Origin of the sequence: Cumulibacter soli (assembly GCF_004382795.1) — a bacterium.
Taxonomy (GTDB): domain Bacteria; phylum Actinomycetota; class Actinomycetes; order Mycobacteriales; family Antricoccaceae; genus Cumulibacter; species Cumulibacter soli.
In genome coordinates this window covers 103257-125838 of the sequence record NZ_SMSG01000005.1, presented here as the reverse complement: position 1 = coordinate 125838, position 22582 = coordinate 103257, and the positions used below count along the sequence as shown (strand labels likewise).

The window sequence follows — 22582 nt, the reverse complement described above, 5'->3', positions numbered from 1 at the left end:
GATTGCACTGACCTGTTCCGGCTTGGGCCCGGTGCGCGGAAGCAATCCCGCGCAGCGTGGGTGATTTCCCGCAGCTACAGACAATGCGCGGGAACTCCACGAATGCGTGGAGGTCGTCGCGGTCGTCCTCGAGTATGCCCGCGACGGTGGGGTGCGGAGTGGATCAGCACGTCGACGGCTTCCTAAGATGGCTCACCCATCGACGCCAACCCGGGGACTACACCAACCGGCAGCGGCGCATTTGACGCGTCGCGCACCGCCGGGCATCGGTACCGCCGTCGCCTCCACCCGGGATCCAGATCAGATCGACGTCGACACCATCGAAATCCGGGAGCGTGCTTCCATACCCGGGCGAATGCCACGGTCGTTGCCGTCGTTTGTGCGGTTTACGCTCCCAGCGCGACTATCTAGGCTTGTGAGATGCGGCATGACAACTCCCATCGCGCGCTGTTCCTAAAGCTGATTGATGCTTTTGTATCGACGAAGAACTATTCAGACATCGCTTACGTAGCCGCCGCGGACAGCGTCGACGCCCAGGCGACGTCATCTTTCCCAACCGCCCGCGCGATCCCGTTCGAGACAGGTCTCGAGGAGTGCCAGCCCGTCGAGCCTGCCATCGTTTGCCCTCCCTCGCGGTGGCCGTCGCCTCCGTCCGCACGCGATCTCGGTAGGGTGCAAACTTGGGCCGCCGACAGGGTCCAGCTCATCGTTATCGTGCCCAAGCAAGCCTTGCGCCTGAGACGGGCACGACCCGACGGGCTATTTCAACTGGCGCAACGATGGGTGCCCGAAACCGTGATCACCGGTACGGCATCCATTCCCGGACACGGTGCTTCTGCGGAGCTCGCCATGGTGTCGTTGGTGCCGCGATCGAGTGACGGTCCAATAGTTGCGTGTCGCTACTTTGCTATCCCTGCTGATGCTTCGGCGTACGACCACTCGCCGGTGGTTCACCGCGCCGTCCTATCCGACTTCGATAAGTTGCTCAAGACCAGTAACGGCACCACGAGTTGGGGGTTCGTCGCACGCGACTCGTTCACCCGCGACTGGCGCGCCGAGACGTATTACCCACCGACCCGCGCTGACATAGCAAACCACGACACGTCAGTCCCACTCGATGACCTATTTCAGATCTTGGTCGCGCGCCCTCGCACCGGCTTCACCCATTCCGCCGACTTCGACATCTCCTGTGATCCAGCGTTGACGAGCGAGGACGTCGCCTTCGAGATCTTGGACCCTGATCCCGCCAGCGCCACCAGGAGTGAACGCGCGGTTGTCCCGCTCAAGAGCGGCGACCTCCTCCTGGCTAGAGGTCACCGAAGCGACCAGGGCTGGTGCGTTATCGAAGTAGACGATGCCCACGCGGGCGTTGCAGCAGGCCGCGGCGTCTTCGTACTACGCGAGCGAGAACCGTTCGAGCGCGCTGAACGCGACTTCTACATTTCATTCTTCCGATCGGACCGGGCCGCAAGAGGCAGCAGCGGCGACGCCGGCCCAAGGTTTTCGCGGAATCTCCCGGTGCCAGTCCCCACCGCGGAACTGCTCCACGCCATCGCCGAACTCACGTCGACACGGGATGCCCTCCGCGCGCGAGCCAACGAGGCAGATGCGCTGCTGAAGTCGGTATTCGATAAGCCGCTGCCGTAGACAGAGACGCTCTCTTCCTGATTGGCGAGCCAGCTCGTCAACACGCACTCTGACAACACGCACGAGAGTGAGTGTACAGTCACTCACATGACACCACGTTCGCTTTCCACCGCGGCCGGCCGCCGGCCCGTAATCGTGGACGCTGCACTCACGGCGCTGTCGCGAGGCGGTTATGCAGGAACCACGATCAGCGACATCGCGCGCGAAGCCGGGATATCAAGCGCCTACGTGCTCAAACTGTTCGGCGGCAAGGAAGCGCTCTTTGTCGCAGCACTCAATCAATGCTTCGAGCGGATCGAGCACACACTCGCCGCGGTCGGAACACGCGAGACGCCCGCCGAGACCCTCCATGCCATGGGCGGCGCGTACGCCGACCTCATCGCGGACCGCACGCTGCTACAGATTCAGGTGCACGCGCAGTCGGTTGCCTCGATCCCGGCCATTGGCGACGCATTGCGCGATGGGCTCGCGCGCATTACCCACTTCGTGAAGGAACGCTCCGGGGCCGAGGACGGCGACGTCCAGCGGTTCATCGCCTACGGACAGCTCTGCCATCTCGTCGTGACGTCAGCAATCACGGATATCGACGATGAATGGGCTCGAATTCTCACCGACGGTCTACGCCACCCCGACGCGGCGAAAGGGAAGAAATGACGACCACGCCCACGATCTTCCTCACTGGCGCCACGGGAGCAACCGGTCGCGCGACCGCTGCCGCGCTCACCGCACGCGGGATACCGTTCCGTCCCATGTCCAGACACCCGTCAACCGAGGACTTCGCAGTACGAGCCGACCTCGACGACGCGGCCAGTGTACGAACGGCCCTGGACGGCGTACGTGCCGCATACCTGGTGACACCCTCGACCCAGAACGCGGAGGACCAACAGAAGCGGTTCATTGATCTCGCGGCCGAAGCCGGCGTACGGCACCTCGTATTGCTGTCGCAACTCGGATCCGTCATTGATTCCCCAGTACGCTTCCTGCGCTACCACGCCGCCGTGGAGCAGCATGCATTCGCGTCCGGGCTGGCGATCACCGCCTTGCGACCGAACCTATTCATGCAGGGCATGCTTGCCGTCTCGAACATCGTGCGGTCGGCACGGATCCTGCCCGCGCCGATCGGCAACGCCCGCGTAAGCCTTATCGACGTCCAGGACATCGGCGACATAGCCGCCGCGGCCCTGACCTCGGATACCCCCTTGGGTATTCAGACGCTCACGGGACCCGAGTCGCTGACGCACCTCGAGTTAGCCGAAAGCCTGTCCGAGGCGTCCGGTACCGAGGTCCGCTTCGAGGACATCCCGCCACATAAGTTCGGCGAGATGCTCACTGGAATCCTGCCTGCTTGGCAGGTCGAAGGCTTGCTCGAGGACTACGCGCACTACGCCCGAGGTGAAGCCGCGGCTGTGTCGTCAGCAGTACCGGATCTACTCGGCCGTCCGGCGCGCAGTTTCCGTGATTTCGCGAGGGAGAACTCGTCCGCCTTTCGCAGTGAGTGACGGCGCACTGCGACGAACCGTCCCGGTAGATCCACCCGGACCGAACGCACCGACATACGAGTAGAGACTCTTCTCGTCATCCGAAAAGGGTCTCTGACCTGCGATATTTGTGGAGCCACGGGGAATCGAACCCCGGACCTCCTGCTTGCAAAGCAGGCGCTCTACCAATTGAGCTATGGCCCCGCGTGATACTAACTTACTGCGCCGCCGGTCGCCTCACTCCAGAGTTTGGCGTCCTTCTTCGCTTCCTGCTGCCGCTTGGCGAAGACCACCCCACCGATGGCCAGCAATGCGAGCATGAACTTGCCCATCGGGTGCCCCTCTCGAGCGGGATTGTGCGTGCGCCTGGGAAGAATCGAACTTCCGACCTCATCCTTATCAGGGATGCGCTCTAACCGACTGAGCTACAGGCGCTCGAGCATCTCTGTGCTCGGAACAACCGCTCCATCGTACACAGAGCAGCTCGCCCGGGGAAAGTCCGGGTGACATAGATCGCCCCGGCTACCCGAGGACCGCCGAAACGCAAAACGCCCCGGATCGCTCCGGGGCGTTTTGAAGACCGAACGGATCAGCGTCGCTCGGCCAAGGTGATTTCCAGGCCGCCGGCGAGGTCCGCGCACAGGTTATAGATGTACGCACCGATCGTCGCCAAGGCAGTGAACAGCACGATATTGATGGCTCCAATCAAAGCCGCACCGCCAAAGACGATCTTTGGCGTCACGATGTTCGTCGCATCGCCGCCGAGCTCGGCGAACATCTCGTCCACCGATTCGAATACGCCCATCGTCGACAGCACGCCGTACAGGATCGCGACGGCGATCATCCAGACGAAGAAGAACGCCACCGCCAATACCAACGACAACTTCAGTGTCGACCACGGGTCGATATGGCGAATCTGCAACTTTGCCCGGCGAGGGCCGGCGGCCGCACGGCGCGACTTCTTCGAACTCGGTGCTGCGGTCGCGGTCACGGACGGAGCCGAGCCCAAACCTACGGACGTAGCCGGACCCGGACCTTGCTCGGCATCGAGCGCGGGGGACGCGCCGCCAGCTGTCGCCCCCGGGTAGAGGGATCCGGAAGTTCCAGCGAGGTTCTTGGTGAACGATGACTTGTACTTCGATCCCGTGCTCGTCACCGACTCCGAAACTGAGTTCCCAGCCGAGGCCGCAGCCGGCGCCATTTCGGTCGCCGCATCGCCGCCCGACCCGACCGCCGACCCGGTCGCACCGGAGTTGCCGACGGGAGCCGACAACCAGTCGTCGCTGGCGGTGTCCTTGGCTTTGGTCATCTACTTCTTCGGCTCCTCGATGTCGGCGTCTTCTTCAGTCGTACGCGCGATAGCAACGATAGTGACGTCCGCGGGCAAATTCATCAACTTGACCCCCATGGTCGCACGGTTGTTATTGTGCCGAACACCCTTTACTGGAGTCCTGATCACACCACCGCTAGAGGTGATCGCGTACAGCTCGTCCTCCAGATCGACCGCGAGCGCCCCGACAAGGTTGCCCTTGCGCGACTTGGGATCGGCCGTCAGAACGCCCTTCCCCCCACGACCTTGCACCGGATAGTGTTCGATCCCCGTTCGTTTTGCGTATCCATGCTCCGTGGCGACGAGCACATCCAGCCCATCGCGTACGACGATCATCGAGAGTAGTTCGTCCTCCTCGCCGAACCTCATACCGATCACACCGGACGTCGCGCGCCCCATCGGACGCAACGAATCGTCGTCTGCTGTGAAGCAGATCGATTGCGCCTTCTTCGACACCAACAGCAGTTGATCGTCAGCGTTGATGAGCGCGGCGCCGACCAACTCGTCGTTGTCGCGCAGGTTGATCGCGATCAGACCACCGCTTCGCGGCGAATCAAAGTCTGTCAGCTTCGACTTCTTGACCAGGCCGTTCTTCGTCGCCAGCACCAAGTACGGCGCCGCGTCGTAGTCCTTGATTCGGATGACCTGGGCAATCTCCTCGTCCGGTTGGAAGGCGAGGATGTTCGCGACGTGCTGACCCTTCGCGTTCCGCGTCGCTTCTGGCAGCTCGTAGGTCTTCGCGCGGTACACGCGTCCCTTGTTCGTGAAGAACAGAATCCAGTCGTGCGTGTTTCCGACCCAGAAGTGTTGGACGACGTCTTCCTGGCGCAGCGACGCGCCCTGCACACCCTTGCCACCGCGTCGCTGTGAGCGATACAAATCACTCTTCGTGCGCTTGGCGTAACCGGTGCGGGTGACGGTGACGACGACCTCTTCATTCGCGATGAGGTCTTCCATCGATACCTCGCCGTCGTACGCCACGATCTGGGTACGTCGGTCGTCGCCGTACTTCTCTGCGATCTCGCTGAGTTCGTCGATGATGATCTGGCGCTGCTTCTCTTCGCTCTCCAGAATCGACTTCAACTCGGCGATGATCTTCTCGATCTCGGCCAACTCGTCGATAATCTTCTGCCGCTCGAGCGCGGCCAGGCGCCGAAGTTGCATTTCCAGGATCGCGTTGGCCTGGATCTCGTCAACGTCGAGCAGCTCCATCAATCCGGTACGCGCCTCATCCACGGTGGGACTGCGGCGGATCAACGCGATGACCTCGTCCAGCATGTCGAGGGCCTTCACCAGTCCGCGCAAGATATGGGCGCGTTCCTCGGCCTTCATCAACCGGTACCGCGTGCGGCGCTGAATAACTTCGATCTGGTGCTGGACGTAGTACGAGATCAACTGGTCCAGGCGCAACGTGCGCGGTACGCCGTCGACGATCGCCAGCATGTTCACGCCGAAGGTCGTCTGCAGTTGAGTGTGCTTGAACAGGTTGTTCAGCACGACCTTTGCGACCGCGTCACGCTTGAGCTTGATGACGATCCGCATCCCGATGCGGTCGGAAGTTTCATCACTGATGTCGGAGATGCCCTGAAGTTTGCCGTCGCGCACCTGGGTGGCGATCGATTCGTTCAGATTGTCCGGGTTCACCTGGTAGGGCAACTCGGTCACGATGAGTTCCGTGCCGCCCTTGCTGCCCTCCTCAACCGTCACCACCGCGCGCATGCGCACCGAACCGCGACCGGTGCGGTACGCGTCCTCAATGCCTTGCCGGCCGGCGATGAGTGCAGCCGTCGGGAAGTCCGGACCCGGGATGCGTTTCATCGCCTCCTCGAGCAGTTCTTCCTCGCTGGCGTCCGGATGCTGTAGGTACCAGACAATCGCGTCGGTGACCTCGCGCAAGTTGTGGGTCGGCATGTTCGTGGCCATACCCACAGCGATCCCGGCCGATCCGTTGACCAGCAGATTCGGGAACCGCGACGGCAACACCGTCGGTTCCTTGACCTTGCCGTCGTAATTCGGCATGAAGTCGACGGTGTCCTCGTCGATGCCCGCGACCATTTCCATCGCGAGACGCGACATCCGTGCCTCGGTGTACCGCATCGCCGCCGCCGGGTCATTACCGCGCGATCCGAAGTTGCCCTGCCCGTCGACTAGCGGCGAACGCAACGACCACGGCTGCGCCAGACGTACGAGCGCGTCGTAGATCGCCGAGTCGCCATGCGGATGGAAGTTACCCATCACGTCACCGACGATGCGCGAACACTTTACATATGGGCGATCTGGCCGATAACCACCGTCGTACATGCCATAGATGACACGACGATGCACCGGTTTGAGTCCATCGCGGACGTCGGGCAACGCACGAGACACGATGACCGACATCGCATAGTCGATGAACGAGCGCTGCATCTCGTCCTGAATGTCGACGATATCGACGCGCGAGCCGTCTGACGTTGGTGTAGTCACGAGTTATATCTCCGGAGTCATGTTCTTGCTTGAGTCAGTTTGTCGACGTGCGGAACGTAGTTGCGGCCGCGAGGTTCTCAACTCGCAACGTGCCCGTCGGTTGAGGATCGTGGCCGGGACAATCTCGGCCTGCGACGTCTGCACGGGCTCCGCCGTCACGGTGTCGCTTGCTCGACGACCGCTTGCGAGGCTCATGTGGCCGCTCACGCTCCCACATTCGCCCTATATGTCTAGGAAACGCACGTCGCGGGCATTTCGGTTGATGAAGTTGCGGCGGCTTTCGACGTCCTCACCCATCAATACGCTGAACAAGTCGTCCGCGGTGGCAGCGTCTTCCAGCGACACCTGCAACAGCAACCGGGTCTCCGGGTTCATCGTGGTCTCCCACAATTCCTTCGCATTCATCTCGCCGAGACCCTTGTAACGCTGAATGTCGCCGTCTTTCAGCGCACGGCGACCCTCCTCGGATCCCTTCTGAATCAGTGCATCGCGCTCGCGATCGGAGTACGCGTACTCCTCACCGACCTTGCCGCCCCACTTCAACTTGTACAGCGGAGGCTGCGCCAGGTACACGTGCCCGGCCTCGACCAGCGGACGCATGAACCGGAACAGCAGCGTCAACAGCAAAGTACGGATGTGCTGTCCATCGACATCGGCGTCCGCCATCAACACAATCTTGTGATAGCGCAGTTTGGAGATGTCGAAGTCATCGTGGATCCCGGTACCCAGCGCCGTAATCAACGACTGGACCTCGTTGTTCTTGAGCACGCGATCGATGCGTGCCTTCTCAACGTTGATGATCTTTCCGCGGATCGGCAGAATTGCTTGGATCAAGGAGTCGCGACCCGACCGAGCCGAACCACCCGCGGAGTCACCCTCGACGATGAACAGTTCCGATTTGGTCGGATCGTTACTGCGGCAGTCCATCAACTTGCCCGGCATTCCGCTGGAGTTCATCGCCGACTTGCGACGTGCAAGCTTGCGAGCCTCCTGCGCTGCCCGTCGGGCGCGAGCAGCATCCGCCGATTTGCCGATGATCGTCTTGGCTTCCTGCGGATTGCGCTCGAACCAGTCCGTCAGCCAGTCATTGCACACCCGCTGTACGAACGTCTTTGCCTCGGCATTACCCAGTTTCGCCTTGGTCTGTCCTTCGAACTGCGGTTCGGTCAGTTTCACCGAAACCACCGCCGACAGGCCCTCGCGAATGTCTTCGCCGGACAGGCGGTTGTCCTTCTCCTTCAGCAGCTTCTTATCCAGTGCGTACCGGTTGACTACCGTGGTCAGCGCCGCCCGGAAGCCTTCCTCGTGCGTGCCACCCTCGGCCGTGTTGATCATGTTTGCGAAGGTACGCACGGATTCGCCGTACGACTCATTCCATTGCATCGCCACCTCGGCGGCGATGCCCTTCTCCTCGGCCTCGAAGTGCACGATCGTCTTGTGGATCGGCTGCTTCGATGCGTTGATATGGGCGACGAAGTCCCGCAGGCCGCCCGGGTAGTGGTACACCTGCTCCTCGGGGGTTTCGTGTCGCTCATCGCGAACAGTGATCGACAGACCTTTGTTCAGGAAGGCGGTCTCCTGCATGCGGCGGGTGATCGTCTCCAGCGAGTAGTGCAGTGAATCAAAGATCTCGCCGTCCGCCCAGTACGTGATCGTCGTACCGGTCTCCTTGGTAGCGGCGCCCTTCTTCAACGGCGCAGACGGCTTGGCGCTCACGAACGTCTGGGTCCACACATATCCGTCGCGCTTGATCTCGACATCGAGCGAGGTCGACAGCGCGTTCACCACGGACGCACCCACACCATGCAAACCGCCGGAGACGGCGTAGGTCTCACCGTCGAACTTGCCACCCGCGTGCAGTTCCGTCAGCACCATCTCGACACCGGACTTCGTCTGGCCCTTCGCGGTGCCGACCGGGATACCACGGCCGTCGTCGACCACGCGGATCCCGCCGTCCGCCAACAAAGTGACGTGGATCGAATTACAGAATCCTGCGAGATGCTCGTCGACGGAGTTGTCCACGATCTCCCAAATGAGGTGATGCAGACCGCGTTCACCCGTCGAGCCGATGTACATTCCGGGGCGCTTGCGAACCGCCTCGAGTCCCTCAAGTTTCTTGATGGACGATGCATCGTAGTTCTTCTTCGCTTCAGCCACGCTGGGGTGCGCCTTTCGTCTCGCGTCGGCCGCGACGAGCGACCGGTCCGGCTGACGCCACATTGCGCATCTCGGCGCGGCGGGTCAGGTAGGGCGAAGCACTGAACGTCGCTCAGTGAGGCTCTCAGGCCAAAGTTAAGCCCGCGGACCTACTTATTCTATGCCTACTGAGTCAGAAGCCGTGGGATATGCCCCGGTTTTCCACAGGTTGACGCCGCAAAATGCCGTAAAACGGCCCGTGACGGCCGCGATCAGTAGCCCGGCACTCGGGTGCGGCCGTGAACGCCGCAATTAGCGATCGCTCACCGCTCGAACAGACTGGTCGGGATACCGCCGGCGATCGCGGTCAGCAACGTCAGGTGGGCGCCAAGTGCCTCGCCATGGTGAGGATCAACCCGCGAAATGCACACGAACTGCCCAGCAGTCCAGATCTCGTCGATCGGCGGCGAATCGATCAGCATTTGCATCGCTCTCGGGTTCAACAGCGCGTACACCGACTGCGGGTCATCACTAAACGTCGCGAACCGGTCATTGAATAGCCCCGACTCCAGGTGAACCTCGGGCGTGACGGAGGTGATCGATGCCCGCCACGACTCCGGATATACATGCACGTATGGCACGAGCCCTGATAGTTGCATGAACGTCAAGGCGTACGGCCGCATCTGTGCGCCGCGTGTCATCGCCCGCACGGTGGCCGCCCAAAACACCCAGTACCCGGCTTGCCCCTGCACGATGGGTGGAATCGGCGTGTACCTGCCCGGCGCAAACGGGCCACCGGACAGATCGAGCGCGCTGCCATCGTCGTACGCCGGCATCGTCTGCAACAGTTGCCAGTTGTTCGATCGCGCCATCTCACTCAGCGACGTCGTCGCGTGGCGATCCTGCCGATAGTGCGGAACGTTGCTTTGGTCGACGTCATACCGCGAGCCCCAATTAGCTCCGCGCCGTCGGCGTCCGTACCGCGGTCCGCGACCCACGCTGAAACCTGGGCCGCCGAACGAGGGTCCGCCGAACACCATCACGCGCCCCGAATTGCTCGTAACATCGCGCCGCAGATCTCCAGATGGCGGGCAAGCAGTTCTTCGTCGTGCGCACGCGACGTGCTGACGACCACATGCCCTTCGATCGTCCAGATCTCTTCGCGATCGTCGCCCGCACTCAACACCGAGCGAACTTCATCCGTCATCAGCATCGTGAATGCCGCCAATTCGTCGTCACCATTGGCGGCAAGCAGTTTGAATCGCGCATCGAAGATCGGGTCGACAGTCGGGAACACCTGCATACCGCGCGACGGCCCGGTCATGTATCGCGCCGGCAACACGCGCAGCGGCGGCAACTCGACCATCGTGGGTACTGCGGTGAAGCAATGCCCCACGGTTCGCCCGAGCCGGGAATCATCCAGAGCATCGAAGGCCACGAACTGCCATTGGCTCGCCAATCCGAGATCGGTTCCACGGGAACCGGCGAACGGATCGAACTCGCCGCGCACCACATTCCCAGCGACGTAGCCTGCAACGCGAAATGGCGCCGAGGTCAGCAGCGCCGAGGCCTGCTCGTCCGAAGCCGTCAACTGCCAGCCGAACTCGCTGGCGGCGTCGGCCAATAGTCCGTTCGGGGCTTCGGCCAATGAATGGTACGGCGCACCCGAGGCAACCCACCGGGCGGTTTGATTGGAGAAGATCCGCTCTCGCCACGATCGTTTGCGCCCCGGATTGGCATCGGCGCCGGAGCGCGGCGAATCCCCGTAGGCATCGCCGTACCGGTCGTCGCCATACCTATCGTCACCGTACGAGTCGCGATCAGCCATATGTATCCCTTGGTCCGCGGCCCCTCACTGAACGCCGCCCGTGCTTCCAACTCGGCGCCGCCGGGCCTTTGATGACGATTCGCCGTACGACTCCGGGACCGACCAACTCCTCGATCCGCGTCAACAGGACACGGTTCATCGAGCGCAGTTGCGTCGCCCACGCCGTCGATTCGGTACGCACCTCGAGTTCGCCGTCGACTAATGACGTGGCCTGGGCTTTCGACGCCAGCTGATCACCGACGATGGACGACCATTGCGAGAGCACTCGGCCCCGTTGCAGGTCACCCGCCCAGCCCTGGGTCCGTGCCAACTCCCCGAAAATCGTGCCTACCGGTCGCGGATCACGCACCGAGGGACCAGCTCCCGACCACCGACGACGGCGTCGCGGCTGATCAGTCTGGTGCGACTTCTGCGTCGTACGGCGCAGCCAGGACGGATCGACGGTGCTGCCGGCGAGGTCGGCGAGATTCGCAAACGCCGCCGCGGCGGGATCACGCATCTGCTCGTCGTCGGCCATGACTCAAGCCTAGGTCAATTGGGCTCAGGTGCGGACTAGCATTCTGGCGACCGCCGGTGACCTGACGCCCGGTCGCTGCCGGCACCCTCGCCGAAGGGTTCGATAGTTCCACAGTCGGCGGCACAGCCATCGCCGCTCGCCGGGCGCCTCAGGATTCAGCTACCGTGCCGGCGACCACCTCGAAGGTGCGCGCTGACAGCTCGCGCGGAATGTCATCGTGTACCGCGGCGGTGATGACCGTTTGCTCAGCCCGTTGTGCCAACGCGGCCAGATGTGCGCGCCGCTTGGAATCCAGCTCCGCGAATACGTCATCCAACAGCAGGATCGGTTCGGTGCCTTCGTCTCGCAGTAACTCGTACGCCGCGAGCCGCAGCGCCAGGGCGATCGACCACGATTGCCCATGACTGGCGTACCCCTTGGCCGGAAATTCGTCGAGTTCGAGGACCAACTCGTCGCGCTGTGGACCTACCAGGGTCAGTGCGCGATCGATCTCGCGCTCGCGCACTTGCGCCAGTCGCCCGGCCATCATCGAGGCGATCTCGTCGTACGACGGTGCTGTGCTCAGCACATTCTCAGGCTCGTCCGCCGCAGAGGTCCGGTAGTGCATCCCGACCGTATCCACGGCTCCGGACACTCCGGCGTACGCCGCGACAAAATGCGGCCGCAACGCATCGATCAGCTCCAGCCGGCCGTGCAACAAGGCGCTGCCATGCTCCACGAGATGCGCATCCCAGACCTCAAGGGTGCGCAAATCGCCGTCCCGGCCGGCGCGGCGAGCCATCCCCGCGGTCTTCAGCAGTGCGTTTCGCTGTTTGAGCACCCGGTCGAAGTCGGCCTTCACTGCGGCGTACCGCGGATAACGCAGGATCAAAAGGTCGTCTAGGAAGCGGCGGCGATCACCGGGGTCGCCTTTCACGAGCGCAAGATCTTCCGGCGCGAACAGGACCGAGCGCACTAATCCGATCAGGTCTCGGTTACGTTTTACCGGCGATCGATTCAGTCGGGCTCGGTTGGCCCGCCCATTCGTGATCTCCAGCTCGATGGTGAGCGAGCGATCCTCGTTCGCACACATCGCTCGCACGACGGCCCGCTCGGCCGTCCGCCGGATCAACGGGACGTCGCTGGAGACCCGGTGAGATGACAACGTGCCCAGATAACCGATCGCCTCAACCAGATTGGTCTTACCTTGTCCGTTTGCGCCGACCAGCAGATTAGGACCGGGCGCGAACTCCAACTCGGCTTCGACATAGTTGCGAAAGTCGATCACCTGGAGACGATCGATCCGCATCGCCTGAAGCACCTCGCCAACTCGTCTCGGGTGCCACGAGCCTAACGAGGACGACGGTTCTCGACTCACACACCCGGGTCAGTCGAGTATTTGCTGCAGATATGCGACGCGAACGGCGTCCACCCCTTCGGACCAACTGCGCAACGATCCGCCGCCTAGATGATCGGACAACACGTGCAAGTAGGCGTCCCAACTGGCTGCGCACCGCGGACCGTCCGCCCTGGTCAACCGCTCGTGAGTCAACCCGAGTCGAGACCCCGTGTTGTCGGGAATGACATGCACTCGTACCAGAGTGGGTTGCGGCATCGCCCACTCGAACGAGAACATCCGCTGCTCACCGCAGGCGATCACCCGGCACCGCTCAGGATCGCGCCCTTCGAGGGTGATGGTGAAAGTTCCGTGCTCGCGCAGGTCGCCTTCGACGCTCGCGAACCACTCGCCGAGCCGTTCCGGATGGGTCGCGGCGTTCCATAACGCCTCCGCGCCAGCGTTAAAGTACCGATCAAAATGCACGGTCGCTGTGCCGTCCGGCGCCTTGCGCAGCACGCCAAGCAGTTCGTTCATTCCCGCCCCGCTTTCCGCTCGCCAGTTCTGGCGAACTGTCAGCGGCACGTCGGGGTCCTCGCTGTAACGGCAACCGGGCCCAGGCGCGCCAGTTGATGTCGTCCCATCAACAGTAATCCCGAATGCGGCGCCCGTCACACTTCCGAGATCGGGCTGAGACTAACTGACTGGGACGTCGGCCGAATCCCCAGACTTGCCTACGGCGTGCCCACCGAACTGGTTTCGCAGCGCCGCGATCACCTTCATCGCCGGAGACTCCTCCTGCCGCGACGAGAACCGGGCGAAGAGCGCGGCGGTGATCACCGGCAGCGGCACAGCGTGATCGATTGCTGCCTCTACCGTCCAGCGCCCCTCGCCTGAATCCTGCGCATAACCGCGGATCTGCGATAACCCGGGATCGTCCTCGGTCGCTCGCGCGAGCAGTTCCAGCAACCAGGAACGGACCACGGTGCCCGATTGCCAGGATGCGAACGCCTCATCGACGTTGTCAACCAGATCAGCGGCCTGCAGTAACTCGTACCCCTCGGCGTACGCCTGCATCATGCCGTACTCGATGCCGTTGTGAACCATCTTCGTGAAGTGGCCCGCGCCAACTGATCCCGCGTGCACGAAACCATGCGGACCATCGGGCTTGAGGGAATCAAACAACGGGCGCAACCGCTCGACGTGCTCAGCGTCTCCGCCGCACATCAGCGCATAGCCTTCTTGCAGACCCCACACGCCGCCGGACACGCCACAGTCCACGAAGCCGATGCCCTTCTCTGCCAATACCGCGGCGTGCTGCTGGTCGTCGGTGTACTTCGAGTTTCCGCCGTCCACCACGAGGTCTCCGGCGGAGAGCAGTTCGGCGAGTTCATCGATCGTGTTCCGTGTCGGTTCCCCAGCAGGCACCATCACCCACACCACCCGCGGGGCCGCCAGCTGGGTGACTAATTCACCCAGCGAGGAGACATCTCGCCCGCTGTCCGGCGATACATCGAATCCGATGACCTCGTGGCCGCGCGATCCGAGTCGCTGGGCCATATTGCCGCCCATTTTTCCGAGCCCGATGAGTCCCAGCTGCATGTGCGAGTCCTTCCGTGACTGGTGCTGCGGCTGCGTTATCCGGGCAACCGCATGGGCATGATCAAGTACCGGTAGCTGTCCTGCTGGCCATCCTCGGTAGGCACTGGGCTCAGTACCGCCGGCTTCGTCGACGTCAAGAACGACATCCGAACCGCGTCGGCACCCACAGCGCCGAGGCCGTCGAGCAGGTACGCCGGGTTGAAGCCGATTCGGATCGGGTCACCGTTGAGATCGGTCGGCAGTGATTCCTCCGCCGACCCGTCGTCGTCGCCGGCGACGGTCAGTGTGACCTCTGCGTCGTCGAAGGCCAATTGCACGGGCGTACCGCGCTCAGCTACAAGCGCGACACGGCGCACGCCTTCGACCAGCGATGCCGTGGCAACGTCAGCCGTTGACGATGAATCATCGGGCAGCAATTTCCGGAACGGCGGGAAGTCCGGGTCGAGTAGCCGCGTCGTCGTGTGGCGGTCGCCGCCGGAGAATCCGATGAGTCCGTCCGCACCGTCGGACAGCGAGATGTCGACGCGGCCGACCCCGGCGAGTGTTTTCGCGGTGTCACTGAGCATCTTCGCCGGAACCAGCACCGCTGTGGACACCTGCGGGTCGGCGGGCTCCCAGGTCATTTCGCGGACGGCGAGGCGATAGCGATCGGTCGCGGCGAACGTCAGCGTATTGCCTTCGATCTCGATCCGGACGCCGGTGAGCATCGGCAGGGTTTCGTCACGCCCTGCGGCGATCGCCACGGTGCCAACGACCCGAGCGAACTCGTCTGCGTCAACCGAACCCGCAAGTCCGGGAAGGGCTGGCAGCGACGGGTAGTCATCGACGGGCAGGCTGGGCAATGAGAATTTCGAGGTGCCGCACTTGAGCAGCACACGTGACCCGTCGACCGTCAACTCAACCGGCTTGTTGGGCAGTGCCTTGGTGATGTCCGCGAGTAGTCGACCGGAGACCAACGTCTTGCCAGCGGTATCCACTGCCGCCTCGATGCGCATCTGCGTCGACACTTCGTAGTCGAAGCTCGAGACGGTCAACGCGTCGGCGTCCACCGACAGCAGGATTCCGGCAAGAACTGGCATCGGCGGGCGCTGCGGCAGACCGCGGGCAACCCAGGCAACGGCATCCGCGAGCGCGTGGCGCTCAACCTGAAACTTCATCGGATCTCCTGGCAAACGGTGGTGGTCGGGTATGCCGGTGCAGTCGTGACGCTACCGGCTGGCAAATCGGTGCAACGAACGAGGGTTTGGTGATTCGGATTTCCACAACCAAGGCCTGTGCAGACATGAACGGATTCATTGCCTTGATAAATATCCGTAGTAGTCATAGGGCCTGTGGATTTCGTGGAAAAGTACCGTTTTCGCAGGTCATCAAGCAGAACCCGGTGTGCATTGATCGTGGACCGAGTTTTGGATGACGCGCTCGCCTTGTGGACGAAGTCAACTTGTGCACAGTGACCCACAACGTCATCCGCAGGTAATCCCCAGTTATCCACAGCGATATCCACATCGGAGGATAAGCACAATCGGCAATCGAGGATGTGATGCACGCTCAGCCTTCGGACTTGATGCGGTTGGTGAGCTCGGTGACCTGGTTGTAGATGTGTCGCTTTTCCTTCATTTCCTTGGTGACCTTCTTCACCGCATGCATCACGGTGGTGTGGTCCTTACCGCCGAACTGCTGACCGATGCGTGGCAATGACAGGTCGGTGAGTTCGCGGCACAGGAACATCGCGATTTGGCGTGGCATGACGAGCGTTTTGGAGCGGCTACGTCCGCAGAGGTCGTCGATCGACACGTCGTAGTACGTCGAAACCTGCTGCATGATGGTCGTCGCGCTGATGTGGTGTGTCTCGTTGTCGGGCACCAGATCCTGAATGACCTGCTGCGCGATGCTCAGGTCGACGCCTTGCCCGGTGAGGCTCGCGAACGCCGACACCCGGATCAGCGCGCCTTCCAGCTCCCGAATGTTGGTTTGGATTGCGGTCGCGAGGAGTTCGAGAACCTCGGGCGCGACCGTCATGCCTTCTTGTGCGGCCTTGTTGCGCAAGATTGCCAGGCGCGTCTCGAGGTCTGGAGTCTGGATATCTGGGGTAAGTCCGCCGGCGAATCGACTGCGCAGCCGGTCTTCAAGGGTGGTGAGCTCCTTGGGGGTGCGGTCCGAGGTGATCACGATCTGCTTGTTTGCGTTGTGCAGAGTGTTGAACGTGTGGAAGAACTCTTCCTGGGTCTGTTCAGCGCGTTCGAGGAACTGGATGTCGTCGATCATCAGAATGTCGACCTCGCGATAACGCCGGCGGAACTGCTCTCGCTGGTCTCCGCCGCCGCGACCGGCGTTGGCGATCGCATTGATGAAGTCGTTGGTGAACTCCTCGGAACTGACGTACAACACGGTGATGTCCGGGAAGACCTGATTGGCGTAATTACCGATCGCGTGCAGCAGGTGTGTCTTACCCAGCCCGGAGTCGCCATAGATGAACAGCGGGTTGTAGGCCTTCGCGGGTGCCTCGGCGACGGCGGACGCCGCGGCGAACGCAAGTCGGTTCGACGGTCCGCGGACAAAGTTCTCAAATGTGTACTTCGGGTTGAGCCGTCCCGGCGCGGTCATCGGACCGGTGGTGGTGGTACCCGGCATGACCATCGGCTGCGGAACGGTTAGCGAAGTCTTCGTATTCGATTCCGCAGAAGTCTCGGGGACGACGGCTTCGGCGTCCCGCGGCTCGGGTGGCGCCACGAAAGTGACGACATCGGTGCCCTCAGTCTCCCGAGCGGACTCGGACGACTCTGTGACCTCTGAGTCGTCCGACGGCGCAACGTCATGGATTGATGCGTCGATGGTCACGGCAATCTGCACTTCTTTGCGCAGTGTCGTCGACAGCACATCGTTGAGAATCGGACGCAACTTCGTCTCGATCATGTTCTGGGTGAAGGCGTCAGGCGCCGCGATGATGGCGGTCGTGCCCATAAGGCCAACGGGCTTAGTCATGCGCAGCAACGCGCGATGTCGGCCGGTGAGTTGTTCGGAGGGGATATCCGCGATGGCTGTAGACCACACCACCTCGAGTTCAGTGCCCTCGTCGCTCACTGTGCAGTCCTTTCCGTTCCGGCTTGTGGATAACTCGCCGGTTGATGTCCGGACTTCGAGCTGTGGATACAACTACTGAAAAATGCCTGTTCAGCGGCTATTTTTTAGGTTGTTAACATTCTTATCCACAGGTGACGAAGATACACGTATCCCCAACTCGATCCACAGGCAGTGTCCCGTAAAAGTGCGGGCTCGGCGCGGAAGGTGTGTTGGCTAGATTAGTGCCTCGTCGCCGGTGCCCACAAGTTGATCGCGGACAAAATCTACTTGCTTCGGCGTGTCGCTGCAGGGCCCCGGTGGGGTGGGCGTGCGAGTATCCTCGGTTCTATGTCACAGGGTGGTCCTGGCAACACTTCAGAGCCCAGGTTTGACCCAGAGCGCAGGGGTCCGTACCGTAGAACGGTCGCAGTAGAGCGACAACTTGCCTGATCTTCCCCGCCGGGCGGCGTAGTACGCACCCAATGGCGAGTGACGGTCTGGGCAGGGTCATCGGTCGGCGGTCCGCCGTCGGCTGCCAGATGATTTTCCACCAGCTTCCGGAGCAGTCCACGCCCGTGGATTCCCGACCGTCATAAGGAGAGCCCGCAGTGAGCAAGCGGACGTTCCAGCCCAACAACCGTCGACGCGCGAAGACCCACGGTTTTCGTCTGCGGATGCGCACTCGTGCCGGCCGCGCCATTCTGTCGGGCCGTCGTCGTAAGGGCCGCGCCAGTATCTCGGCGTAACCCCGATACGGGTTCAGGCCTCGGCCACGCGTGCTTTCGGCAGACCAACGTATTCACCGCAGCGCCGATTTCGCCGTCGCGATGCGGCGTGGGCGCAAGTTTGCCGACGGCGCACTCGTCTTTCATCTCGGAATAGCCGACGATAACGAGGTCCGCTGCGGCTTCGTGGTGTCCAAAGCAGTGGGTGGATCGGTCGTACGGCATCGCGTGACACGACGTTTGCGGCACGTGTGCAGCGGACTGTATTCACAGTTACCGGACGGCGCCCGGCTGGTCGTGCGCGCCCTCCCCTCAGCCGCGAACACGCCGTTTGCGGAACTCAGCGCGAGCTCCCGAGCGTTTCTGAAGAGCAAGGCATTTGAGCGGGCGAGACGATGAGCACCTTCGCGGGCAGGCTCCTCGTCGCGCCCATTCGCGTGTACCAGCGTTGGATCTCTCCGGTACGGCCACCGGCCTGTCGCTTCTATCCGACCTGCAGCCAGTACGCCGTCGAATCCATACAGACCCACGGCGCGGTGCGAGGTTCCGGCTATGCGATAGTCCGGTTACTGAAGTGCGGACCGTGGCATCCGGGCGGGGTAGACAAGGTCAAGGCGCCTCGCACCCGTTCGACCCAGACTTTCTCAAGCACCGCGACCACGGAGTGATCTGATGCTCGACTTCCTGTACTACCCGATCGCCTTCGTGCTGAAACTGTGGCACTCGCTGTGGGGCTCGCTGTTTGATCCGCACAGCGGCGTGTCCTGGGTGCTGGCGATCATGTTTCTGGTGGTCACAGTCCGCATCATTCTCTTCCCGCTTTTCGTGAAGATGATCAAGAGCCAGCGGGCGATGCAGGAACTACAGCCCGAGATCGCGAAACTTCGCGCTGAGTACGGCTCGGATCGCCAAGGTATGTCCGAGGCGATGATGAAACTGCAACGCGAGCGCGGTGTGAACCCGCTCGCGGGTTGCCTACCGATGATCGCGCAAGCTCCGGTCTTCATCGCTCTGCTGCACGTCCTGCGGCGGCTGGAGCCAGGTAAACCCGGGCTCTACTCGTGGGACGATGCGCTAACAGACAACGCCGCCACCTCGACGGTCTTCGGCGCCCCGATCTCCTCGTACTTCACGATGAGCGGTGACAAACTCGACACGCTGCTGCAAGCCGTGCCGACGACGTCCTCGACCAACATCAAGGTGGTCACCGGCATCCTGATCGTGGTGATGTCGATAACGCAGTTCATCACCACCAAGCAGATCATGAAGCGCACCAAAGCGCAGAACGCCAACATGCCTGAGTCTCCGCAGGCAGGGCAGATGCAGATGGTGCAGAAGTTGATGCTCTACGGAGCACCGCTCGCGCTGCTGGTCTCCGGTACCTTCTTCCCGCTCGGCGTGCTGCTGTACTGGTTCTTCAACAACCTGTGGACCATGGGACAGCAGTTCTGGGTGTTGTCGCGGATGCCGGCACCCGGCGCGCGTCCGGAGGACAAGGACAAGGCCGAGATCGACCGCACGAAGCTCACTCCGCGTCCTGGGGCGAAACCCAACCGCGATGCGGCCCAGCGCCCGCGTTCGGCTGCCGCGAGCACGACGGACGAGTCGGAGGTGGAAGCGGTCACTGATGATGCCGCGGACGCCGGTGACACGTCCCGCCGCGCGGGCACGAAACCTGCTGGCGGTACCAAGTCCCCTCGGTCGGGAGGTAAGCCGGGTGGATCAGCGAAACCACGCGCCGGCGCCAAGCCGACGGCCGGTTCAAGGCCGCAGACGAAGCGCAAGAAGCGCTGACCCGATTTCCTTTGTAGTACTAAGCACCGAAAGCTGACGATCATGACTGAAACACAGCAGGACACTGAGGAAGCGTCGTACGACGAGAGCGATCCGTTGGTGATCGAGGGTGATATCGCCGGCGACTATCTGGAACGATTGCTGGACATCCTCGATCTCGATGGTGACATCGACCTGGACGTCGAAGGCTCACGCGCGGTCGTTGCGGTCGATGGTGGTGATCTGAAGCATTTGGTGGGTCAGCGTGGCCAGACTTTGGACGCGCTCCAGGAATTGACCCGGCTCGCTGTCACGGCGCAGACTGGCGCCCGTAGCCGGCTGATGCTGGATATCGATGGGTACCGGGCGCACGAGCGTGAGCGTCTCACCCAACTTGCCGTGGACGCGATCAAGGAAGTGCGTGCGGCGGGCACGGAGAAGCGACTCCCTGCGATGAATCCGTTCGAACGCAAAGTCGTTCACGATGTCGTTGGCGCGGAGTCGGACGTCGTGAGTGAATCCGCGGGTGAGCAGCCTAATCGACGAGTCGTCATCCGACTAGCAGACTAGTTTCGTGCCCGGCACCCCACCTGCGGCGCAGGCGATTTTCGGCGAGCGGCTTCCGCTCGCCGAGCGCTTTCATGCGTCCTTATGTGAGTCTGGGCCAATCCGAGGACTGAACGGCCCCCGTGAAGTTCCGGTGCTCTGGGAGCGACATCTCATCAACAGCGCGCTTCTGGCGCAACTGTCGCCGCGCGTCTTGCCCAACGGTGCATCGGTGTGCGACGTCGGCAGCGGTGGTGGTTTGCCCGGGATTCCGCTGGCGATTGCTCGACCGGATCTGGACGTGACCTTGGTCGATCCGTTGCAGCGTCGTACGGACTATCTTCGTGAGATTTGCGCTGATCTATCGCTGTCCAACGTCCGGGTCGTACGTGCCCGCGCTGGAGAGCCAGAGTCGCGGACCGTGATTGGCGCGTACGACGTCGTTACCTCGCGTGCCGTGGCTCCACTGGGGCGATTGATTGAATGGTGTGTGCCGTTGGTACGCCGCGGTGGTTGGCTGGCGGCCATGAAGGGCCGTCGTGCTGAAGACGAGATCGCGGAACTCACCAAACGGCAACGTCGTATGGTCGGTGATCTCGATATGGTGGATCTGTCCAGTGGAGACGGTGTGCACACCGCGCGCGTGCTGCTGGCACAACCCTCGTAGATGCTGGAGGAGCTGTTGAGTTTCATGTCGTCGAAACTCGGGTGGCCCCGGAAACGGCGCGCCGAAATGGCGCCCGGGAAACCGACCGGTGTCGGTTGGATGTCCGGCGCCGATTTTGTTGTTTCACGTGAAACAACAGAATCCTCCGACACATCGAACAACTCTGTAGACCCAACCTTGACGCCAGAAACGTCACGTGACGCTATTGGTCCCAAGGTGAATGATCCGGCTGTTGCGTCAGAATCCGAAAGCGCCGCAGACTTCGCCGCCCGTGCGAGTGCTGGTTCTCCGGCGACCGACATCGCGACGGTGGCCGAAGCCTCAGGGCCTCGTCCCGCCGATATGGACTCCTCGCGCACGGAGACTTCAAGCATTGACACCGATCCTGATCGCAACCGCCAGTCTGATGTCGGAGCTGAGCGTTCCGACTCGACGGCGATCGAGGCGGATCCAGCCTCGCATTCGAATGACCTGGAGAACGCCGTGTGGGCGGGCGGTGGCGATTCGGTAGAGGTCGAAGCGACGTCTCCCGAGACCAAGGTCGACGAAGTTTCTGTCGCCGACACCCAGGCAGTCGCCGCGCCCGGCGCCGATGTTTCACGTGAAACGACGGCCGACGTGGCCACCGACGTGGCCACCGAAACTGAGGCTATCGACCGTACGACTGTCGTTGGGCGACGTGAGGTGGCCAGAATCCTCACGGTCTCGAACCAGAAGGGCGGCGTCGGGAAAACCACGACGACAGTGAATCTGGCCGCCGCGATGGCCATGACCGGCCTCAGGGTGTTGGTGATCGATTTAGACCCGCAGGGCAACGCGAGTACTGGTCTAGGAATACCTCATCAGGCAGGCACCCCGTCCACATACAACGTCATTGTTGATAAGGCCCCGCTCAGTGAGGTCGTGCAGCCGGTTCAGGCCCCAGGTGTACCCACTGAGCTGCTGTACTGCGTACCGGCAACCCCAGACCTGGCCGGTGCCGAGGTTGAACTCGCTGGCGTCATGGTCGGCCGCGAGTTTCGCCTGAAACAAGCAATTACGGCGTTCCTGGATGAGCACACCGGCGAAAGCAGCTTCGACTACGTTCTGGTGGATTGCCCACCATCGCTGGGACTTCTTACCGTCAACGCACTAGCGGCAGCCGGCGAGGTGCTCATTCCGGTGCAGTGTGAGTACTACGCGCTGGAGGGCCTCGGTCAGCTTCTTGAGACGGTCGATCTGATCAAGGGATACCTGAACCCCGCTCTCGAAGTCTCCACGATGCTGCTGACCATGTTCGATGCGCGTACGAAGCTTGCCGGACAAGTCGTCGACGATGTCCGGGAGCACTTCGGCGAGGTCGTGATGCGCACGATCATTCCGCGCAGCGTCAAGGTGAGCGAAGCGCCCAGCTATGGCCTATCGGTGATGAGTTACGATCCGGGTTCGCGTGGTGCCGAGGCGTATGCGGCCGCCGCGCGCGAACTTGTCGGACGTCGGTGATGTTTCACGTGAA

Annotated in this window: 22 protein-coding genes and 2 tRNA genes; 10 read left to right on the top strand and 14 right to left on the bottom strand. The window is 62.3% G+C overall.

Features of this window, described 5'->3' with window-relative positions; translation table 11 throughout:
• Nucleotides 1–714: 714 nt before the first annotated feature.
• From E1H16_RS12055 to E1H16_RS12045, 3 genes are all read left to right on the top strand, one after another.
• On the top strand, nt 715–1647 hold the full coding sequence (locus tag E1H16_RS12055) for a restriction endonuclease subunit S domain-containing protein (RefSeq protein WP_134324129.1): 933 nt from the start codon (nt 715–717) through the stop codon (nt 1645–1647).
• Nucleotides 1648–1734: 87 nt separating this feature from the next.
• Nucleotides 1735–2301 (top strand): TetR/AcrR family transcriptional regulator, encoded by a 567-nt coding sequence (locus E1H16_RS12050; protein ID WP_134324128.1) that lies wholly within the window; start codon nt 1735–1737, stop codon nt 2299–2301.
• Entirely contained in the window at nt 2298–3146 is an 849-nt protein-coding gene (locus E1H16_RS12045) for an NmrA family NAD(P)-binding protein (RefSeq protein WP_134324127.1), read from the top strand. The genes E1H16_RS12050 and E1H16_RS12045 overlap by 4 nt, the downstream gene beginning before the upstream one ends.
• A 110-nt stretch (nt 3147–3256) precedes the next feature.
• On the opposite strand, the gene E1H16_RS12040 is transcribed toward E1H16_RS12045, so the two are convergent.
• The 14 genes from E1H16_RS12040 to dnaA all read right to left on the bottom strand — a co-directional run bounded on the left by E1H16_RS12040 (nt 3257) and on the right by dnaA (nt 17397).
• Nucleotides 3257–3329: transfer RNA gene (locus tag E1H16_RS12040), tRNA-Ala, on the bottom strand.
• A gap of 8 nt (nt 3330–3337) precedes the next feature.
• Nucleotides 3338–3457, bottom strand: coding sequence for a DLW-39 family protein (locus E1H16_RS18800; protein ID WP_243837839.1), 120 nt, complete (start codon nt 3455–3457; stop codon nt 3338–3340).
• A 29-nt stretch (nt 3458–3486) separates the two neighbouring features.
• Nucleotides 3487–3560: transfer RNA gene (locus tag E1H16_RS12035), tRNA-Ile, on the bottom strand.
• Between the two features lie 154 nt (nt 3561–3714).
• Nucleotides 3715–4434 (bottom strand): DUF3566 domain-containing protein, encoded by a 720-nt coding sequence (locus E1H16_RS12030; protein ID WP_243837838.1) that lies wholly within the window; start codon nt 4432–4434, stop codon nt 3715–3717.
• Nucleotides 4435–6918: a DNA gyrase subunit A gene (gyrA, locus tag E1H16_RS12025; RefSeq protein WP_243837837.1), complete on the bottom strand. Its 2484-nt coding sequence runs from the start codon at nt 6916–6918 to the stop codon at nt 4435–4437.
• Between the two features lie 222 nt (nt 6919–7140).
• Nucleotides 7141–9075 (bottom strand): DNA topoisomerase (ATP-hydrolyzing) subunit B, encoded by a 1935-nt coding sequence (gene gyrB / locus E1H16_RS12020; protein ID WP_243837836.1) that lies wholly within the window; start codon nt 9073–9075, stop codon nt 7141–7143.
• Nucleotides 9076–9377: 302 nt separating this feature from the next.
• On the bottom strand, nt 9378–10052 hold the full coding sequence (locus tag E1H16_RS12015) for a hypothetical protein (RefSeq protein ID WP_134324125.1): 675 nt from the start codon (nt 10050–10052) through the stop codon (nt 9378–9380).
• Nucleotides 10053–10093: 41 nt separating this feature from the next.
• On the bottom strand, nt 10094–10882 hold the full coding sequence (locus tag E1H16_RS12010) for a hypothetical protein (protein ID WP_134324124.1): 789 nt from the start codon (nt 10880–10882) through the stop codon (nt 10094–10096).
• Nucleotides 10875–11399: a DciA family protein gene (locus tag E1H16_RS12005; protein ID WP_166741744.1), complete on the bottom strand. Its 525-nt coding sequence runs from the start codon at nt 11397–11399 to the stop codon at nt 10875–10877. Before E1H16_RS12005 ends, E1H16_RS12010 begins: the two co-directional genes overlap by 8 nt.
• 148 nt (nt 11400–11547) lie before the next feature.
• A complete protein-coding gene (recF, locus tag E1H16_RS12000) occupies nt 11548–12687 on the bottom strand; it encodes a DNA replication/repair protein RecF (protein ID WP_134324123.1) in 1140 nt (379 codons plus the stop codon).
• A 78-nt stretch (nt 12688–12765) separates the two neighbouring features.
• The gene (locus tag E1H16_RS11995; protein ID WP_134324122.1) at nt 12766–13299 is read right to left on the bottom strand and encodes an SRPBCC domain-containing protein; all 534 of its coding nucleotides are present in this window, start codon (nt 13297–13299) and stop codon (nt 12766–12768) included.
• A gap of 111 nt (nt 13300–13410) precedes the next feature.
• On the bottom strand, nt 13411–14355 hold the full coding sequence (gnd, locus tag E1H16_RS11990; RefSeq protein WP_279586370.1) for a phosphogluconate dehydrogenase (NAD(+)-dependent, decarboxylating): 945 nt from the start codon (nt 14353–14355) through the stop codon (nt 13411–13413).
• Nucleotides 14352–15473 (bottom strand): DNA polymerase III subunit beta, encoded by a 1122-nt coding sequence (gene dnaN / locus E1H16_RS11985; RefSeq protein WP_134324120.1) that lies wholly within the window; start codon nt 15471–15473, stop codon nt 14352–14354. The genes gnd and dnaN overlap by 4 nt, the downstream gene beginning before the upstream one ends.
• A gap of 391 nt (nt 15474–15864) precedes the next feature.
• Complete coding sequence (dnaA, locus tag E1H16_RS11980) at nt 15865–17397, bottom strand: chromosomal replication initiator protein DnaA (RefSeq protein WP_134324119.1); 1533 nt, start codon at nt 17395–17397, stop codon at nt 15865–15867.
• A gap of 587 nt (nt 17398–17984) precedes the next feature.
• Here dnaA and rpmH point away from each other — a divergent pair.
• The 7 genes from rpmH (at nt 17985) to E1H16_RS18975 (ending at nt 22569) form a co-directional block, all read left to right on the top strand.
• Complete coding sequence (gene rpmH, locus E1H16_RS11975; protein ID WP_134324118.1) at nt 17985–18122, top strand: 50S ribosomal protein L34; 138 nt, start codon at nt 17985–17987, stop codon at nt 18120–18122.
• Nucleotides 18123–18152: 30 nt separating this feature from the next.
• The gene (rnpA, locus tag E1H16_RS19035; RefSeq protein ID WP_134324117.1) at nt 18153–18500 is read left to right on the top strand and encodes a ribonuclease P protein component; all 348 of its coding nucleotides are present in this window, start codon (nt 18153–18155) and stop codon (nt 18498–18500) included.
• Nucleotides 18497–18769, top strand: a complete 273-nt coding sequence (gene yidD, locus E1H16_RS11965) for a membrane protein insertion efficiency factor YidD (protein WP_134324116.1) — start codon at nt 18497–18499, stop codon at nt 18767–18769. The genes rnpA and yidD overlap by 4 nt, the downstream gene beginning before the upstream one ends.
• A gap of 4 nt (nt 18770–18773) precedes the next feature.
• Nucleotides 18774–19895, top strand: coding sequence for a membrane protein insertase YidC (gene yidC / locus E1H16_RS11960; RefSeq protein WP_134324115.1), 1122 nt, complete (start codon nt 18774–18776; stop codon nt 19893–19895).
• A gap of 42 nt (nt 19896–19937) precedes the next feature.
• Nucleotides 19938–20444, top strand: coding sequence for a Jag family protein (locus tag E1H16_RS11955; protein WP_134324114.1), 507 nt, complete (start codon nt 19938–19940; stop codon nt 20442–20444).
• Between the two features lie 4 nt (nt 20445–20448).
• Nucleotides 20449–21087, top strand: coding sequence for a 16S rRNA (guanine(527)-N(7))-methyltransferase RsmG (gene rsmG / locus E1H16_RS11950; protein WP_134324113.1), 639 nt, complete (start codon nt 20449–20451; stop codon nt 21085–21087).
• Nucleotides 21088–21303: 216 nt separating this feature from the next.
• Nucleotides 21304–22569 (top strand): ParA family protein, encoded by a 1266-nt coding sequence (locus E1H16_RS18975; RefSeq protein ID WP_341765377.1) that lies wholly within the window; start codon nt 21304–21306, stop codon nt 22567–22569.
• The last annotated feature ends 13 nt before the right edge of the window (nt 22570–22582 follow it).

Coding starts and splice junctions, on each gene's coding strand:
- E1H16_RS12005 (WP_166741744.1), bottom strand. CDS start 11,399: ATGGCCGACGACGAGCAGATGCGTGATCCCGCCGCGGCGGCGTTTGCG.
- E1H16_RS12010 (WP_134324124.1), bottom strand. CDS start 10,882: ATGGCTGATCGCGACTCGTACGGTGACGATAGGTATGGCGACGACCGG.
- yidC (WP_134324115.1), top strand. CDS start 18,774: ATGCTCGACTTCCTGTACTACCCGATCGCCTTCGTGCTGAAACTGTGG.
- E1H16_RS12030 (WP_243837838.1), bottom strand. CDS start 4,434: ATGACCAAAGCCAAGGACACCGCCAGCGACGACTGGTTGTCGGCTCCC.
- recF (WP_134324123.1), bottom strand. CDS start 12,687: ATGCGGATCGATCGTCTCCAGGTGATCGACTTTCGCAACTATGTCGAA.
- yidD (WP_134324116.1), top strand. CDS start 18,497: ATGAGCACCTTCGCGGGCAGGCTCCTCGTCGCGCCCATTCGCGTGTAC.
- E1H16_RS18800 (WP_243837839.1), bottom strand. CDS start 3,457: ATGGGCAAGTTCATGCTCGCATTGCTGGCCATCGGTGGGGTGGTCTTC.
- E1H16_RS12045 (WP_134324127.1), top strand. CDS start 2,298: ATGACGACCACGCCCACGATCTTCCTCACTGGCGCCACGGGAGCAACC.
- E1H16_RS12050 (WP_134324128.1), top strand. CDS start 1,735: ATGACACCACGTTCGCTTTCCACCGCGGCCGGCCGCCGGCCCGTAATC.
- E1H16_RS11955 (WP_134324114.1), top strand. CDS start 19,938: ATGACTGAAACACAGCAGGACACTGAGGAAGCGTCGTACGACGAGAGC.
- dnaN (WP_134324120.1), bottom strand. CDS start 15,473: ATGAAGTTTCAGGTTGAGCGCCACGCGCTCGCGGATGCCGTTGCCTGG.